Source organism: Candidatus Aquicultor sp. (genome assembly GCF_054640775.1).
On the sequence record NZ_JBTSLF010000054.1, the window covers coordinates 1 to 15,886 of the forward strand.

Here is a 15,886-nt window from a genome sequence, read left to right on the forward strand (position 1 = left end):
TCTTCTAATCGCCTCGGTAAGAGGCAGGCTCATATATGCGCTTGAACTACATGATAACCTCACTGAACACATCCTATCAGATGTACCCAAATGCCGGCTTTGTTTAAAGCAAAACGTCAGATCTATTGGTTTTTGTCCTCGGTTGGTTGCTGTGTAATAATGGGAGAAGCTTACACGCAGAGTAACGCATGTAAAGGAAAGGGGCAAAAGTGAAGGCTTCAATAAAAGTAATGGTAGCCGCGGTTGCCTTGGCGTTGGTCATCACCGGCTGTAGTAATAGTGCCGGTGATAACGGCGGCGGTCAGGCACTGCAAAACAAGGCCGTTACGCGAACCTCACCGTCGGCATTCCAGAACCAGCAGTCGCGCCCGGCTTCGGCGTATATGAACACATCCCAACCGTCAAAAGAAGAAACGCTTCCACCGGGCAAGGTCTTGCTTTTCGATCTCGGGCATAAAGAGATATTCAACCCCGATGATGTAAAACCCCTTGGCTACTCGCAGGCACGCGATGCGTTTATCAGGCACGGCTACGCTATGCGAAAGAATAAAAGCGCACTTACCGAGGCCACGTTAAAAGATGTCGATGTGGTGGCTATCATCGGACCTATGGATGTGTTTACCCAGCAAGAGTCTGAAGTACTGGCAAAATTCGTAAGCGGGGGTGGGGATATCTTGCTGACACTTCATATCGCCGATGTTTGTTACCCGCTTGCACAGCGTCTTGGTTTTCAGCTCTCAAGTTCGGTAATCGCTCAAAGTCACGATATCTTCGACGATTCACCGAAAAACCTGGTTGCAACTACCGTAATCAACGACCCGTTGACCGCAGGCGTTGCCAGTGTCGCCGTAAGAAAATCATGGGCGCTTAACCCGACTGCCCAGAACGCGAGGATTGTTGTCGCTACTGCTAAAGACGCATGGGCCGATATAAATCCCGATGACCAGTACGACCAGCAGGAGCCCGCCGGCTCATATGGTATCGTTGGGGCTGCTGAGCTTGGCAAGGGAAGGGTGGTCGTCATAGGTGACGACGCGGTGTTTGATAATAAAACCATGGATATGGCCGGTAACCGTATCCTTTGCAAAAACATCATAGCCTGGTTTGATGCGTCAAAACGATAGTTTAGGGGAATAAACCTCACGGGGTGAATTATTACCAATGGTTATGGAAAACAAACAGTTGATTGATGAGATTAACAAGCTCAACGAAGACCTTAGAAACGAGCATGATCCCACTACCTTGAACACCTACATCGACCGGTATGAGGGGCTTCTAAAAGAAGCGAAGGCAAAATGGCCGAATGTCGGGCGTCTCGGCATAATCCCGACCTCGCGAAGAGTCGGGGATAACGAGCCCGAGATGGCGAGGGAAACTCAGATGGGAATCCTTAAGTCGGCCGCCGGCCAGCTCGCAATCATGGTCAATCGAAAAGCGCACGCTGCGTAAGCGCCATCGTTGATGCCTATAAAAACGAACAAGCAGCCGGTTCGTAGCTCTACGTCTCGAGGTAGAGCTCTCGCTTATTTATCGACGCCATGTTTTTAAGGCGCTCAAGCCCAAAGAGACACGCCTCGAACGCGTCGTTACTTCTGGTCGCGCTTACCCCGACGAGCGAGATGATATCTCCAACCGTGAGTGTGCCAAGTCGCCGTACAAGCAGCACATCGTCAATATTCCACTGGTTGCGCATGTCTTTGACGATTAAGGCGAGTTCTACATCGGCGCCGCCCCCGTTAAAGAAGCGAATTCCTTCGGTGGGTTTGTCCTCGGCAAGGCCTTTTACCACCGCGTAATGAAACAGCAACGAGCCGGAGCCCACTGTCTCTATCTTTGTAAACATCTCTTCGGGGATTATCGGTTCTTCGGTTATTAACTCCATGGTGTTCTCCTCTATCTTAATTTCTTGCGTGTTCTCTCGATTCGCAAATTAATCTCGTACTAGTTTTTAACGAAAGGCCTGGCTATCCAGTGATTCTTGCGCTTGACCGCAAGCTCGAGGCACAGTTCCTCGCAGCAGTAGCACCGGATGCACTTATCATAATCAAATTGCGGATGTTTGTCCTTAATGGTAATCGCCTTACCCGGGCAGCTTTGTTTGCACGTCCCGCAGCCGGTACAGAGGTTCGGTAAAGCAAGGTACGGTTTAGAAGTGGCGATACCCTTGAGCGATTTTACGAGCCACCCGGGCATCCTATCCGACAGTTCGCCCTCGGGCGCTTTAAAATCCTTAAGTAAGATATCTGCAAGCGGTACACCTGTTACCTCTACTGCATCCATCCCGTTAATTAAACCCCGGGCGACAGCGGCGCGGTTCGTGTATACTTCCAACGGGTCCAATCCGATGAGGGTGGAAGCTACAAAATCGAGCGCGACCGAATCGGTTGCGGCCAGCAGTGCTCCGATGTGTTTGGGGTCACCGCCGGAAGGCCCTTCGCCCTCCATGCCGACAACCGCATCCATGATCGAGAGGGCCGGTTTCACCGCAAGGTAAATATCCAGGAGCATATCCGCAAAATCCATCCTATCGGGAACCTTAAGGTGGTATTGCATCTTCTCCATGCCGGGGATGACGCCGAAGAGCACTTTGACGGCGCCGGTAAACTTCATGAAGCTGTGTGTTTTAAGCTTGGGCAGCGTTATGACGATATCCGCATCCCGCACGGCCCTGCCGATGGTAAGGTTGGTGTAGAGCTTGCCGTCGGGGCACTTGACCCTGACGATATCGCGGTCGAATATCACGAGGTCGGTACCGGTTTGTTTACAGAGGTCGCCAAGCTGGGTGGTCTCAAGGATCTTTTTGATCATCTTTGGCGTATTGGGACCGCCGGGGCTATCACCTACGGTTGGGATACCGCCCGCTTCCCGTACAGCGCCGATGACGGCCTCTATGAGCGCCGGATGGGTGGTAACGGCCTTATCGGGCTCTGCGCTTCGCAGCAGGTTCACCTTTAAGAGCACTTTGTCGCCGGGCTTGACGTAGGTTTTAATTCCGCCGAGTGGCTCAAGTACCTGGATGAGCGCCTTGTCGACCTCATCTTTGTTATAAGTCTTGCAGCTGGATAATGATACGATTGGATGTTCGCGTTGTTCCATATAGTTCCTCTGATAGTCTTTCGATATGTTCTGCGATAAAAGTCGTTCGCGCAAGCGCGAGTGACGTTTACCATACTTTATAACTGTCGAGAGTATTTCTCAACAACGAGGAGTTCATAGCAACAGAAAAAGCCCTGCTGATTTCAGCAGGGCTTTCAATATAGCATCGAATGTATGTAAGTTTTAAGCGGCCGGTTCTTCGCCCCTTGCCGGTTTCTCTTCTTTAACTTCGATATGCTCTTTATGCAGCTCTTCTTCCGCCGTAACTCTGCGTTCGGTCGGTACTTTGCGGAGCGTAATCTCTTCTACGACAACCGGCTCTTTTGTTACTCTGATTCTCTCTTCGGTTACCGGTACGGAGATGGTCTCGCCAGGCTGGATCTCACGGGCCTTGTGTGTTTTTTCATACTCGGTTAACGGTTGCTCTGGTATCTTATGCCTTTCAACCTCTACTTTCTCGCCCCGTACTTCCTCGCTGATCGGCTGACGGGTCACCTCTTCTTCCATGGTGACTTTGACTTCGCCGGTTTTTTCCATCTCCTTTTGTACTTTAGCCTTCTCTTCGGTGATTGGGATGGTTATCGGACGGCCGAACCTTTCCCTGCCTTCGATCGGCCTTTGATACATCGTTCCGCCCCAGAATGCGTCTACTTTTTGCATCAGGTCGGGGTCGTCAAGCGTGTTGTAAGCAGGGAAGTTCTTGAGCTGGTCCTGGGTCATATCCAGGTGCACCGACCTGTCCGCATCATCGATGTCCATTTTTCGAAGCGGTACGATTATGTCTTTGTCGCCAAATATGGATGCAAACCAGCCCTGTCCAACAAGAGCGTAGTTAATAGCATCGTTATCGGTATTAACCAGAAGATCTTCTACCACGCCGATTTTGTTTCCATCGCTATCAAAGACGTCAAATCCGATAACATCTTTAGATTTGGGCTCTACCTCATATTCGCCGCCCAGATCGCCAAAGCGTTTGAATCCCATAGTCCTTACCTCCTTTAATTTATTTAATCGCGCAAGCTTTAAAATACCCGCTTAAACCCATACGAAACGAGAGCATATAGCTGCGGATATGATTTTAACCAGGCATTATGCAGTCTCACAAATTGTTTAGTGTGGATAAGAGGCGGGATTTGAACTGGCCGTGAACAGCGTTTTATCCGCGCACCGTGTTTACACCGTACCCATGTTACGATAGAATTTCGATAGCATTACTAAGACATTATTTAGCTCTTATAGACCTGAATAAAGTCTGTCGTAAGTTTACACATAGCATGTGTGATGATGGGGAAGAATGTGCCCAAGGCTTAGAAAGAGAGGCGGGTCGAGGCTGAAAGCCCGCTTGAGCTAAGGCAGATGGTACCGCCCCTGAGCAGGTGATGAAAACCGATGCTACTTTTAAACGTAGCTCCCGGATAAATCGCCCGGATGCCCACCGATACAGGGGCAAAAAGTGGTAACCGGCGCCGGGTAAGCCCGCGCCGATTACAACTAGGGTGGAACCACGAAAGCCTTCGTCCCTTGCGACAGGGCTTTTTTTGTTTGGGGAGCTAGAGGAATTTCGAATTGCGAATGTCGAATTACGAATTAGTGGGGTCTAGAAAGTGGGTTTTTTGGTTTTATCCTGGATTCTGACTTCTTCCCAGGAGAGGGCACTTATATGATTGATAGTGAAGCAGCGCTATTATCACAAACAGAACAATCACCACGACACTACGGAGGTATAGATGGAAAAGATCACTGTTACGCTGCCGGATGGGGCGAAAATCGAGCTTGACCGGGGGGGCACGGCCTATGACCTTGCTGGGATAATCGGGCCGCGGTTGCAAAAGGCTTCGGTGGCGGCCGTCGTCAATGACAACCTGGTTGATTTGAGCACGAAATTGAACGAGGGAGACACCGTTTCCATTGTAACCGATCACATGGAGCAAGGCGTTGATATTCTGCGGCACAGCACTTCGCACGTAATGGCGCAGGCGGTCAGCCGTCTATATCCAGGCACCAAGCTTGGCATCGGCCCGACCATCGAAGGCGGGTTCTATTACGACCTCGGCCTTACAGAGCGCATCTCAGTCGACGACCTTCCGAAAATCGAAGCCGAGATGAAAAAGATTATCGCCGAGAACTATCCCTTCGAGCGCCAGGCCATAAGTAAGGACGAAGCGCGCGAGATATTCAAAGACCAGCCGTTCAAGCTCGAACTTATCGAGGGTTTAGAGGATGAGACGATCAGCATCTACCGGGACGGAGAGTTTGTCGATCTCTGTCGCGGCCCGCATGTCCCATCGACCGGCAGGATCAAAGCGTTCAAGCTCTTAAGCGTCGCCGGTGCATACTGGAGGGGTGACGAGACCCGTCCGATGCTCCAGAGGATTTACGGCACGGCGTTTGCTTCTAAAGACGCGCTTAAAGAGCACATCGAAAAACTCGAGGAAGCCGAGAAACGCGATCACAGAAAGCTTGGCCGCGAACTCGACCTTTTCACCATCGATGACGAGTTCGGTGCGGGGTTGCCGCTCTGGCACCCCAAGGGCGCGATTTTAAGAAAGGTCATCGAAGATTTCTGGAAAAACGAGCATATTAAGCGGGGTTATGAACTCCTCATGACGCCTCATATCGCCAAGGTCGACTTATGGCGCACGAGCGGCCACTGGGATTTTTACCGCGAGAGCATGTTCTCCGAGATGGAGGTCGAAGGTACGGACTATGTCGTAAAGCCGATGAACTGTCCGGGCCATATCAAGATATATAAGAGCCATAAGAGAAGCTACCGTGAGCTGCCCCTGCGCTGGGCCGAGCTTGGCACGGTCTACCGCTTTGAGAGAAGCGGTGTTCTTCACGGGTTGATGAGGGTTCGCGGATTTACCCAGGATGACGCGCATATATTCTGCACGCCCGAGCAAATCGAGGGCGAGATACTCTCGGTTATCGACCTCATGCTCTACATGCTGCGTAAGTTCGGTTTTGAAGAGTATGACGTCTATCTCTCGACTCAACCCGAGAAGTTCGTGGGCGAGCAGGATAACTGGGACACGGCGACAAACGCGCTGCGCTCAGCTCTCGAGAAAGCGGGTCTCGCTTATGAGATAGATCCGGGCGAAGGCGTCTTCTACGGTCCGAAGATCGACGTAAAAATACGCGATGCGCTGGGCAGAAGCTGGCAGTGCACGACCATCCAGGTCGACTTCAACCTTCCCGATAGGTTCGACGTCACCTATGTCGGCGCCGACAATCAGGAGCACCGCCCGATTATGATCCACAGGGCGATTTTGGGGTCACTCGAGCGTTTTATCGGCGTGCTTATCGAGCACTACGCCGGCGCTTTCCCGGTCTGGATAGCCCCCGATCAGGTCGTCGTCCTGCCGATAGCCGACCGCCACAACGATTACGCACAGGCTGTGGCAGAGAAGCTAAGGGATATCGATGCGAGGGTGCGGGTCGACTTGCGCACGGAATCCGTCAACAAGAAAATACGGGACGCGCAGCTTATGAAAGTACCCTACATGCTTGTGGTCGGTGACAAAGAGGCCGAGAACAACCAGGTTGCCGTTCGCGACCGTACCGGAAACCGCGGCCCCGTTGCACTGGACGTGTTTATCGCAGAGTTAAAGACGGCCATGCAGCCGCCGGAGGTAGAGTCGTCGATAAAGGCCGCCGATGGAGGAGAAGAACAAACGTAAGCACTAAAATCCTGCTAGACAATATAAAAGATAACATAGTATACTTACGTAGATATTAATAGGCGTAGTCGTTACGCCGAAATCAAATATTGGAAAGAAGAAGTCATTGAGTTGCTTCTCACCCCGAGATGCTTTTAGCAGTCGAACGGGTTTGACAATGAACCACATAAGGTGGGCGGCAACTGCTGTCTACCTTTTTTCGTGATAGTTTATTTAATTTAATAACCAAGGAGGTGGTAAAGCATCGCAACAGATGCGCGAGTAAACGAGAAAATTCGGACCCCCAGGGTTCGTCTTATCTCAGATGATGGGACTCAGCTAGGTATTAAACCGACTGACGAAGCTCTGAGAATCGCCTATGACGTGGGCTTGGATCTAGTGGAGGTTGCTCCACAAGCCGACCCGCCGGTCTGCAGGATTATGGATTACGGCAAATACAGGTACGAGCAGACCCAAAAGATGAAGAGGGCAAAGAGGCACTCCGCGACGATGATACTCAAGGAGATGAAACTCCGCCCGAAGATCGACAGGCATGATTACGAGGTCAAGAAAAAACACATCGTGCGTTTTCTTGAGGATGGCGCAAAGGTCAAGGTAACCATAATGTTCAGGGGCCGCGAGATGGCCCACACAGACCTTGGCAGGAAGCTTCTCGATCGGATTGCTGAAGAAGTAAGTGAACTGGGTAAGATCGAAGCATACCCGAAGCTGGACGGGCGAAATATGATAATGGTATTGGCCCCGATAGTGAAGGTAGTTGTGCCCGAATAAGGGAAACCGCAGCCCAGATAATCACTATATTACTATAAATGCTTGAATTATTGTCCCAAACAGCTGCTATGTCTGGGGCCAGGTGAGGTTGTTGTCATAATGGCAACCTACAAAGTGCAAGCTGGAAAGGAGCAAGTTATGCCGAAGATGAAAACTCACCGCGGAGCGGCAAAACGCTTCAAGGTTACTGGTACGGGTAAGCTAAAATATAAGCATGCTTATACGAGCCATATTCTTAGTAAGAAGACTACCAAGCGCAAACGGCATCTGCGCAAAGACGATATAGTTGACACGACGAATGAGAAAAATCTCAAACGCATGATGGGGATGTAAGCAATTTTGTTGTAAAGGAGTTGACAGCTAATGCCAAGAACAAGACATGCGAAAAGCACAAGAAAGCGGCATAAAAAGGTATTAGGGCTGGCAAAGGGATATCGCGGCGCGAAAAGTAAACAATTTAGGGCTGCGAACGAGCAGGTGCTCCACTCCCTATCGTATGCATATAGGGACAGGAAAGCCAAAAAACGCGACTTTAGACAGCTCTGGATTGCAAGAATTAATGCGGGCGCAAGGCTTAACGGCCTTTCATACAGCCGCCTGATAAACGGTCTTAAGCTGGCCGAAATCGAGGTCGATAGAAAAATCCTCGCCGATATGGCGGTTCACGACCCGGAAGCTTTTGCAGAGATCGCAACGCTTGCAAAAGAAAAACTTACAGTTTAATCAGGGTCAAGGGACCAGGGTTTTTAAGAGAAATAAAATATAAGGCTATGACGGAGACGAGTAGCCGGGGGTTGTTCTTTACAGAGAAGCGCGGTCGCTGAGATGCGCAGAGGATGATCCGGCGAAATTCACTCCGGAGCTATGAGCTGAAAGGTAAGTAGGCGATTCGGAATCCCACCGTTACCGGGATACAAGAGCAGGCGGTTTACAGCGTAAGCGGCCTGAATCAAGGTGGTACCGCGGGTCCTTTCTCGTCCTTATATGCGAGGAAGGACTTTTTTCTATCCAAAAATAGGGGAATAAGAAGCCAGGTTAGCGAAACTTTCACTAGTGCAACAGTCTAAATAGCATAGAGATAAAATGAGGGAAGGTGATGAATAACGTGTCATCCCAGGCAGATCTGCAAACTATACTAAAAGAAGGGGAGGCCGCAGTCTCACAGGCCTCCAACTTGAAAGAGCTTGACGATGTCCGGGTCGAGTACCTTGGTAAAAAAGGCAAGGTCACGGCGGTGCTAAAAACTCTAGGACAGCTCTCTGCCGAAGAGCGAAAAGAAACCGGAAAAGTCGCAAACGAGGTCAGACAAAAACTCGAGAGCGACATTGCAGCCAAGCACGAGCAGTTCACAAGGGCTGAAGTCGCCGGGCGCCTGGCGACCGAAGCAATCGACATAACGCTTCCGGGGCGCGAATCCGTCTACGGCCACAGGCACTTGATATCGCAGGCGATCAGGCAGATTACCGATATTTTCATCGGTTTAGGCTACAGAGTGGCGGAGGGCCCAGAAATCGAACTCGACTACTACAACTTCAAAGCCCTCAACACACCTGCCGACCATCCGGCACGAACGCTGCAGGATACATTCTATATCAAGAAACACAGCGTCCAACCGGCGGATGACGACATCGTGCTGCGTACGCATACTTCACCTGTTCAGATAAGGGTAATGAAATCCCAGGAGCCCCCGGTCTATATTATCGCCCCCGGTAGGGCGTTTAGACGAGATGTCGCCGACCCCAGCCACACCCCGATGTTTCATCAGATAGAGGGGCTGGCGGTGGATAAGCATATTACCTTCGGCGACCTTAAAGGCACGCTCGAGGAGTTCACCCGGCAGATGTTCGGTAACGATCGAAAAATCAGGCTGCGCCCGCACTTCTTCCCGTTCACCGAGCCAAGCGCAGAGATCGACATATCATGTGGGATTTGCAGCGGAACGGGCTGCAGGCTCTGCGGCGGCGGCTGGCTCGAGGTGCTGGGGGCCGGTATGGTCGACCCCAACGTCCTCATCGAAGTCGGCTACAACCCCGAAGAAGTAAGCGGTTTCGCTTTTGGCATGGGCGTAGAGCGCATAGTGTCCCTCATGTACGGCATCCCGGATATCCGGATGTTCTACGAAAACGACATGAGGTTTGTTAAGCAGTTTTAGGAGGAGGTTAGAGCATGTTAGTTCCAATAAATTGGTTGAAAGATTATATAGATATCGAGCTAAGCCCCGAGGAACTCGCCGAGCTGCTTAACTTAACGGGAACAGCTGTTGAGAGCATAAAAACCCTGGGAGAAGGGCTCGATAATGTTAGAGTCGGTTTGCTGCTCGACGTAAAGCCGCATCCGGATGCGGATAAGCTCAGCGTTACTACGGTGAGCATCGGCCAACCGGAAACGCTGCAAATAGTGTGCGGCGCAAAGAACATCAAACCCGGCGATAAGGTACCGGTCGCGTTAATAGGCGCGCATCTTCCGAACGGCTTAGTGATCAAGCCCGCCAAGTTGAGGGGTGTTACCTCATACGGCATGCTCGCATCGCGGGCCGAACTCGGGATGGGGGCGGATCACGGCGGTATTTACATTCTTCCTGATGACGTTGAGGTAGGAAAGCCCCTGGCTGAGGCGTTGGGGTTGGATGATACGGTTCTCGAACTCGAGGTAACGCCAAACCGGCCGGACTGTCTTTCTATGATCGGCATGGCGCGTGAAGTCGGCGCGGTCACCGAGCGCACGATGCATAAGCCGCAGGTAACGGTAACGGAATCGACAGAAAAGGCATCGGATGTGGCGAGCGTGGAAATCCTTGACCCCGATCTCTGCCCGAGATACTCGGCACGGATTATCCGCAACGTGAAAGTCGGTCCCAGTCCGACCTGGATGCAGGAGCGCCTGCAAAAGGCAGGCATGCGCCCGATCAACAATATCGTCGATATTACCAACTATGTGATGCTTGAAACGGGTCAACCGTTACACGCATTTGATTTTAATACGCTTCACGGGCACAAGATCATCGTCCGCCGGCCAAAAAACGGCGAGCACATGCAGACGCTGGACGGCGTCGTGCGCGAACTCGACGATAGCATGCTGGTTATCGCCGATGCCGACAGGCCGGTCGCCCTAGCCGGTGTTATGGGCGGCGAGAACACCGAGGTATCGGATGAGACCAAAGATATTCTTCTCGAATCCGCATACTTCGAGCCGACGTCGATAATGAGGACGTCGCGGAGCCTCGGCCTGCTCTCCGAATCATCTGCGCGCTTCGAAAAGGGAATAGACCCCAACGGTACCGTATACGCCGCCGACCGCGCGTCAAAATTTATGGAAGACCTGGCAGGCGGCATCGTAGATAGAGGTGTTATCGATGTCTATCCGCGTGCGATAGTAGCCAAGAGACTACCGCTGAGGACGGATAGGGTAAACGCTATCTTAGGCACCAAACTGGGCGTCGATGAGATATCGAAGATTTGCAGGCGACTTGAGTTTACGCCTGAGGTGATAGATAGGACAGCCGAGATGTGGGTGAGCGTTCCGACGTTCAGGCCCGACCTCGAGCGCGAGATCGACCTTATCGAAGAAGTCGCCAGGATTTACGGCTATAATAATATCGAATCGACGCTCCCCGAGAGCGGCAACAAGCAGGGTGGATTAAGCCTGAGGCAGAAGATCGCCGAGTCGATAAAGTTACGCCTGGTGGCGGCGGGGCTGTCGGAAGTAATAACGTATAGCTTCACCGACCCGCATGATGTGGACAAGTTGCAAGTTCCGGAAGGCGACCCCATGCGCTGGTTTGTTCACCTGATGAACCCGCTCAGCGAAGAAGTTTCGGTGATGAGAACGACCCTCATCAGCAATTTACTAAAAGTGCTTAAATATAACGTCAACCGGGAGCAATACGACGTACAGATATATGAGGTCGGCCATATCTTCTGGCACGAACAAGGCAAAGAGCTGCCGGATGAGGAGACAATGGTAAGTATCGCCATGACCGGCGCCTGGATACCGGACGAATGGTACGAGAAGGCGCGCAGTATCGACTTCTTCGACCTCAAGGGCGTTATCGAGACGGTTTTGGATGAGGTCGACGTCGACGTAGAGAATTGGTCGGTACGTCAGTTCACACACCCGGTCCTTCATCCGGGACGGAGCGCCGAGCTTCTTATCGGCGACGACTCCATCGGTTTCTTCGGCGAAATCCATCCGGATGTGCAAGCGGCCTACGATATACCGAGGGCGTATGTAGCCGAGCTTAACCTTAATAAGCTCATCGATAAAGCCAGCACGTTTAAGGGATTTACCGAAATTCCAAAATATCCGGGCATATCGCTCGATTTGGCGATTCTCGTCGACGACGCGGTTTCAAATGACCGGGTACTCGATGTAATAAAGTCGGCGGGCGGCTCATTGCTTAAACAGGTGAGGCTGTTCGACCTCTATACGGGCAAGGGCATTCCGGAAGGTAAAAAAAGTATGGCCTACTCGATGCTCTTCAGCGCACCCGACCGCACGCTGACCGACCAGGAAGCTCTGGATGCTCAGGACCGCATAATAGAGAAACTCAACAAAGAGCTTGGAGCCGAGGTGCGAGCGTAAAAAAATCTTTGGGAAGCCGGGAGCCAGAATCCTGGCTCCCCTCTCTCATTTAGACCCACATCCCCGGTTGTTGATCCTCCAATAAATCCCTTTTAAATAACCTTTAGTAAACACTACATACCGCTCCTCTTACGGTGTATACTTAACGCGATATGCGAGCTTTTCTACTTGCGGCGGGTCTTGGGGAGAGACTAAGACCGCTGACCCTCACAAAACCGAAAGCCCTGATGCCCATTGCAAACCGGCCGTCTATTGTCAGGCTGCTGGAGCTTTTGCAACCCCACGGGGTGGAGGAAGCGTTTGTTAACCTGCATTCCTTTCCCGATGAAGTCAAAGACCTTGTGGGCGGCGGAAGCCGGTGGAAGATGCGTGTTCATTACTCGATGGAAGAAGAGCTTTTGGGTACCGCGGGGGCCATGCGTAAAATAGCGCGACTTCTTGCCGGTGACAGGTTTATCCTTATGAACACCGATATCGTCACCGACATCGACCTGGCCGGCGCGATTGAAGCCCACGAAAACAGCGGCGCGCAAGCCACGCTCGTAATGGTAAATCCCCCCGAGGACCCGGATTTTCAGGAGATCGGCGTGAGCCCTGACGGCAGGATACTCCTTCATAAAGTACCCGACGATCAGGTTAAAACCGGCGTCTACTCGGGTATAGCGATATTCGAGCCGTCTGTCGTCGATATGATACCGCAAGGATATTCAAGCCTGCTTGAGTCCGTGTTGATACCACTCGCCGACCAGGGGTTGCTTTACACGCATTTCGCGGATGGCTACTGGGCGGATATCGGCCGGATAGAGCGCTATATCCAGGCCAACAAGGACGCCATAAGCGGTAAGACCAGGATACCCATCGACGGTCGTCTTGTCGGGGACAACTTATGGATAAACGAGTCCGCCGAAATCGATCTGACCGTTCAGATAGAGGAGCCGGCGATCATCGGAAAAAACGTAAGCATCGAGCGCGGCGCTAAAATCGGCCCTTACGCGATCATCGGCGAGGGCTCGACTATAGGGCCGAAAGTCGAGATCTCTAACAGTATCGTTTGGGACAAGTGCCATATCGGGGGCAGCGCCCTTGTTGAAAGCTCGGTAATCGCCTGCGACCAGAGTATTCCATCGGCCCAAAAGGTGAGAAGGACGATATTGCACGGCGGGGTTGCAGAGCCCATGTTCAATCTTTAGGAGCCAGAAGCCAGAAGCCAGAATTTAGAATAAGACCCATAATATCGGCTTTTCAACCTTCGATTTACGAATCTTGCTTCTATTCCGGGCAAATAACCCGAATTATTGTGAGCAAGCGCATAATCTTCCTTATTTATACAAATAATTTTTAAAATTAATCGAAAATATATGGTTTAGTGTTGCATAAATTACGCCGATTATGCTATCATTCGGTATATTATATGCTTTTAACTGACATCGAGAGAAAGGAGCGGTCATGGCAGTAAAGGTCGGTATAATCGGGGCATCGGGATACACGGGGGCGGAGCTTATCAGGCTGGCTACAGTGCATCCGGAAATGTCGATCGAGTACATAACCGCGAACCAATATCAGGGCACCGCGGTACAGGATCTTTATCCTCAGCTTACCGGGATAAGCGATGCGGTATACGAGGCATACGATTTAGATGCGGCGAGCAAAAAAGCCGATCTGTTCTTCCTGGCGCTCCCACACGGAAAGGCCATGGAAGTCGCGCCCGAGCTGCTCGCCGCCGGGCACAAAGTAATCGATTTAAGCGGCGATTTCCGGCTCTCTGATGTCGCGGTATACGAATCCTGGTATAAAACAAAGCACACAAACCCGGAGTTGATCGGGAAAGCCGTCTACGGCCTTCCTGAATTATACGAGCAGAAAATCAAGGAAGCGGACTTCATCTCAAACCCGGGATGCTATCCGACCAGCGCGTTGCTCGCATTGGCCCCGCTTCTTTCAGAGAAGCTCGTCAAGACCGGAGGGATTATCGTAGATTCGTTAAGCGGTGTATCCGGCGCCGGGCGAGACCCCAAGCCGGGCACGCATTTTTGCACGGTCGACGAGAGTCTTACCGCCTACAAGGTCGGCGGCGAGCACCAGCATACGCCTGAAATCGAGCAGTACCTGTCGGATGTCTCGGGCGAGGCGATAACCATCTCATTCACGCCTCACCTAATGCCGATAAGCCGCGGGATTTTGACGACGGCCTATGCGGAAGCGGCCGCCACCGTAAACCTTGATGAGGTGCTCGACCTCTATAGGTCATTCTATAAGGATAAACCCTTCGTGGTGATTTTGCCGAAAGGGCAATACCCGCAAACCAAGAGCGTCATGGGCTCGAACTACTGCCAAATCGGTCTCGCCCATGACGAGCGAACCAACAGGATAATCGCAATCTCAGCCATAGACAACCTGGTAAAAGGCGCATCCGGCCAAGCAGTCCAGAACATGAACATCATGCTAGGGCTGCCGCAGGATATGGGATTGAGGTATGCAGGATTAATGCCTTAAGTGCAAAGGATAAATAACATGAATAAAACATATGAGATAAAACAGATGAATGGCGGGATAACTGCGCCGAAGGGATTTAAAGCGGCGGGGGTTGCCTGCAATATAAAGCAGAGCGGCAACAAGGATGTGGCCGTGGTTGCATCCGACACAATCGCAAGTGTCGCGGCGGTTTTTACAACCAACAAGGCATCCGCAGCGCCGGTCCATGTGAGCAAGGCGCATATCGCGGATGGTAAGGCGCAGGCGATTGTCATCAACAGCGGAAACGCTAATGCCTGCACCGGAGAGGCGGGCGAAAAGAACGCGTCGCACATGGCCGGGCTTACGGCCTCAGCTATGGCTGCTAAGACAGAAGATATAATCGTCATGTCGACGGGCATAATCGGTGTGCCGCTCCCGATGCACAAAGTCGCGAACGGGATACAGGCGGCGGTCGACACACTGTCGCCGGATGGAGGCAGCGATGCCGCCCGGGCGATAATGACCACCGATACCTTCTCAAAGGAGTACGCCGTCTCGTTTGATATCGAGGGCTCTGAAGTCAGAATCGGCGGCGCATCCAAGGGTTCGGGGATGATAGAGCCGAACATGGCGACGATGCTCGCTATCATTACGACAGACGCCCAAATATCCCCGGAGATGTTGATGGATGCACTTAAAAAAGCGGTCGACAAATCGTTTCATGCGATAACCGTTGATGGCGATACCAGCACAAACGATACGGTAGCGATCCTGGCCAATGGGGCGTCGGGCGCTGAGATCACATCGCATAATAGCGGGCTCTTCCAGGAAGCCCTCAACGAAGTCTGTATTGCGCTGGCCAAGCTTATCGTGCGGGACGGCGAGGGCGCGACCAAGTTTATCGAGGTCGAGGTGCGGGGCGCCGCAGACGATGCTGATGCCAAGAAAGCCGCAAAAGCTATCGCAAACTCAAACCTGGTGAAGACCGCATTTTTCGGTCAGGATGCAAACTGGGGCAGAATCGTTTGCGCCGTCGGCTACTCGTCCGTAACGATGGATCAGTCCAAAGTCGATGTCTTCTACGGCGACGAAAAGCTGGTCGAAAACGGCCATCCAATTACTTACGATACGGCTAAGGTGCAGGAGTTTTTAAAAGAGAAAGATATAAAAGTCACCGTCGACCTGAAAATCGGCGAAGCGACATCCCGCGTTTGGACCTGCGATTTCAGTTACGACTACGTAAAGATAAACGCGGATTATAACTAAGAACTTGATTATAAATAAAGGATATAGCAGGAGCACAC

General features: G+C 51.8%; 14 protein-coding genes and 1 other annotated feature. Of the genes, 11 read left to right on the forward strand and 3 right to left on the reverse strand.

Annotation, left to right across the window (positions count from 1 at the left end):
* Positions 1-209 precede the first annotated feature (209 nt).
* Together ACYC56_RS06245 and ACYC56_RS06250 are read left to right on the forward strand one after the other, a co-directional pair.
* Positions 210-1,124, forward strand: coding sequence for a DUF4350 domain-containing protein (locus ACYC56_RS06245; RefSeq protein ID WP_461373317.1), 915 nt, complete (start codon positions 210-212; stop codon positions 1,122-1,124).
* Positions 1,125-1,161: 37 nt separating this feature from the next.
* Complete coding sequence (locus ACYC56_RS06250; RefSeq protein ID WP_461373318.1) at positions 1,162-1,449, forward strand: hypothetical protein; 288 nt, start codon at positions 1,162-1,164, stop codon at positions 1,447-1,449.
* 49 nt (positions 1,450-1,498) lie between these two features.
* Here ACYC56_RS06250 and ACYC56_RS06255 read toward each other — a convergent pair whose 3' ends face one another.
* The 3 genes from ACYC56_RS06255 to ACYC56_RS06265 form a co-directional block, all read right to left on the reverse strand.
* Positions 1,499-1,882 (reverse strand): molybdenum cofactor biosynthesis protein MoaE, encoded by a 384-nt coding sequence (locus tag ACYC56_RS06255; protein WP_461373319.1) that lies wholly within the window; start codon positions 1,880-1,882, stop codon positions 1,499-1,501.
* Between the two features lie 59 nt (positions 1,883-1,941).
* The gene (locus tag ACYC56_RS06260) at positions 1,942-3,096 is read right to left on the reverse strand and encodes a DUF362 domain-containing protein (RefSeq protein ID WP_461373320.1); all 1,155 of its coding nucleotides are present in this window, start codon (positions 3,094-3,096) and stop codon (positions 1,942-1,944) included.
* A 183-nt stretch (positions 3,097-3,279) separates the two neighbouring features.
* The gene (locus tag ACYC56_RS06265) at positions 3,280-4,080 is read right to left on the reverse strand and encodes a DUF2382 domain-containing protein (RefSeq protein WP_461373321.1); all 801 of its coding nucleotides are present in this window, start codon (positions 4,078-4,080) and stop codon (positions 3,280-3,282) included.
* Positions 4,081-4,823: 743 nt separating this feature from the next.
* Between ACYC56_RS06265 and thrS the strand changes: the two genes are divergently transcribed.
* The 9 genes from thrS to argJ all read left to right on the forward strand — a co-directional run bounded on the left by thrS (position 4,824) and on the right by argJ (position 15,848).
* Positions 4,824-6,776, forward strand: a complete 1,953-nt coding sequence (gene thrS / locus ACYC56_RS06270; RefSeq protein WP_461373322.1) for a threonine--tRNA ligase — start codon at positions 4,824-4,826, stop codon at positions 6,774-6,776.
* 243 nt (positions 6,777-7,019) lie between these two features.
* On the forward strand, positions 7,020-7,547 hold the full coding sequence (infC, locus tag ACYC56_RS06275; protein WP_461373329.1) for a translation initiation factor IF-3: 528 nt from the start codon (positions 7,020-7,022) through the stop codon (positions 7,545-7,547).
* A 138-nt stretch (positions 7,548-7,685) separates the two neighbouring features.
* Positions 7,686-7,880 (forward strand): 50S ribosomal protein L35, encoded by a 195-nt coding sequence (rpmI, locus tag ACYC56_RS06280; RefSeq protein ID WP_461373323.1) that lies wholly within the window; start codon positions 7,686-7,688, stop codon positions 7,878-7,880.
* A 30-nt stretch (positions 7,881-7,910) separates the two neighbouring features.
* The gene (rplT, locus tag ACYC56_RS06285) at positions 7,911-8,270 is read left to right on the forward strand and encodes a 50S ribosomal protein L20 (protein ID WP_461373324.1); all 360 of its coding nucleotides are present in this window, start codon (positions 7,911-7,913) and stop codon (positions 8,268-8,270) included.
* 38 nt (positions 8,271-8,308) lie between these two features.
* Positions 8,309-8,532 (forward strand) — a binding site (T-box leader).
* A gap of 111 nt (positions 8,533-8,643) precedes the next feature.
* Positions 8,644-9,699, forward strand: a complete 1,056-nt coding sequence (pheS, locus tag ACYC56_RS06290) for a phenylalanine--tRNA ligase subunit alpha (RefSeq protein ID WP_461373330.1) — start codon at positions 8,644-8,646, stop codon at positions 9,697-9,699.
* Positions 9,700-9,713: 14 nt separating this feature from the next.
* On the forward strand, positions 9,714-12,128 hold the full coding sequence (pheT, locus tag ACYC56_RS06295; protein WP_461373325.1) for a phenylalanine--tRNA ligase subunit beta: 2,415 nt from the start codon (positions 9,714-9,716) through the stop codon (positions 12,126-12,128).
* A 152-nt stretch (positions 12,129-12,280) separates the two neighbouring features.
* Positions 12,281-13,318 (forward strand): sugar phosphate nucleotidyltransferase, encoded by a 1,038-nt coding sequence (locus ACYC56_RS06300; protein ID WP_461373326.1) that lies wholly within the window; start codon positions 12,281-12,283, stop codon positions 13,316-13,318.
* A 256-nt stretch (positions 13,319-13,574) separates the two neighbouring features.
* On the forward strand, positions 13,575-14,621 hold the full coding sequence (gene argC, locus ACYC56_RS06305) for an N-acetyl-gamma-glutamyl-phosphate reductase (RefSeq protein WP_461373327.1): 1,047 nt from the start codon (positions 13,575-13,577) through the stop codon (positions 14,619-14,621).
* Positions 14,622-14,639: 18 nt separating this feature from the next.
* Positions 14,640-15,848: a bifunctional glutamate N-acetyltransferase/amino-acid acetyltransferase ArgJ gene (gene argJ / locus ACYC56_RS06310; RefSeq protein WP_461373328.1), complete on the forward strand. Its 1,209-nt coding sequence runs from the start codon at positions 14,640-14,642 to the stop codon at positions 15,846-15,848.
* The last annotated feature ends 38 nt before the right edge of the window (positions 15,849-15,886 follow it).

Coding starts and splice junctions, on each gene's coding strand:
- ACYC56_RS06250 (WP_461373318.1), top strand. CDS start 1,162: ATGGTTATGGAAAACAAACAGTTGATTGATGAGATTAACAAGCTCAAC.
- argC (WP_461373327.1), top strand. CDS start 13,575: ATGGCAGTAAAGGTCGGTATAATCGGGGCATCGGGATACACGGGGGCG.
- pheS (WP_461373330.1), top strand. CDS start 8,644: ATGAATAACGTGTCATCCCAGGCAGATCTGCAAACTATACTAAAAGAA.
- rplT (WP_461373324.1), top strand. CDS start 7,911: ATGCCAAGAACAAGACATGCGAAAAGCACAAGAAAGCGGCATAAAAAG.
- pheT (WP_461373325.1), top strand. CDS start 9,714: ATGTTAGTTCCAATAAATTGGTTGAAAGATTATATAGATATCGAGCTA.
- ACYC56_RS06255 (WP_461373319.1), bottom strand. CDS start 1,882: ATGGAGTTAATAACCGAAGAACCGATAATCCCCGAAGAGATGTTTACA.
- ACYC56_RS06265 (WP_461373321.1), bottom strand. CDS start 4,080: ATGGGATTCAAACGCTTTGGCGATCTGGGCGGCGAATATGAGGTAGAG.
- thrS (WP_461373322.1), top strand. CDS start 4,824: ATGGAAAAGATCACTGTTACGCTGCCGGATGGGGCGAAAATCGAGCTT.
- ACYC56_RS06300 (WP_461373326.1), top strand. CDS start 12,281: ATGCGAGCTTTTCTACTTGCGGCGGGTCTTGGGGAGAGACTAAGACCG.
- argJ (WP_461373328.1), top strand. CDS start 14,640: ATGAATAAAACATATGAGATAAAACAGATGAATGGCGGGATAACTGCG.
- ACYC56_RS06260 (WP_461373320.1), bottom strand. CDS start 3,096: ATGGAACAACGCGAACATCCAATCGTATCATTATCCAGCTGCAAGACT.
- rpmI (WP_461373323.1), top strand. CDS start 7,686: ATGCCGAAGATGAAAACTCACCGCGGAGCGGCAAAACGCTTCAAGGTT.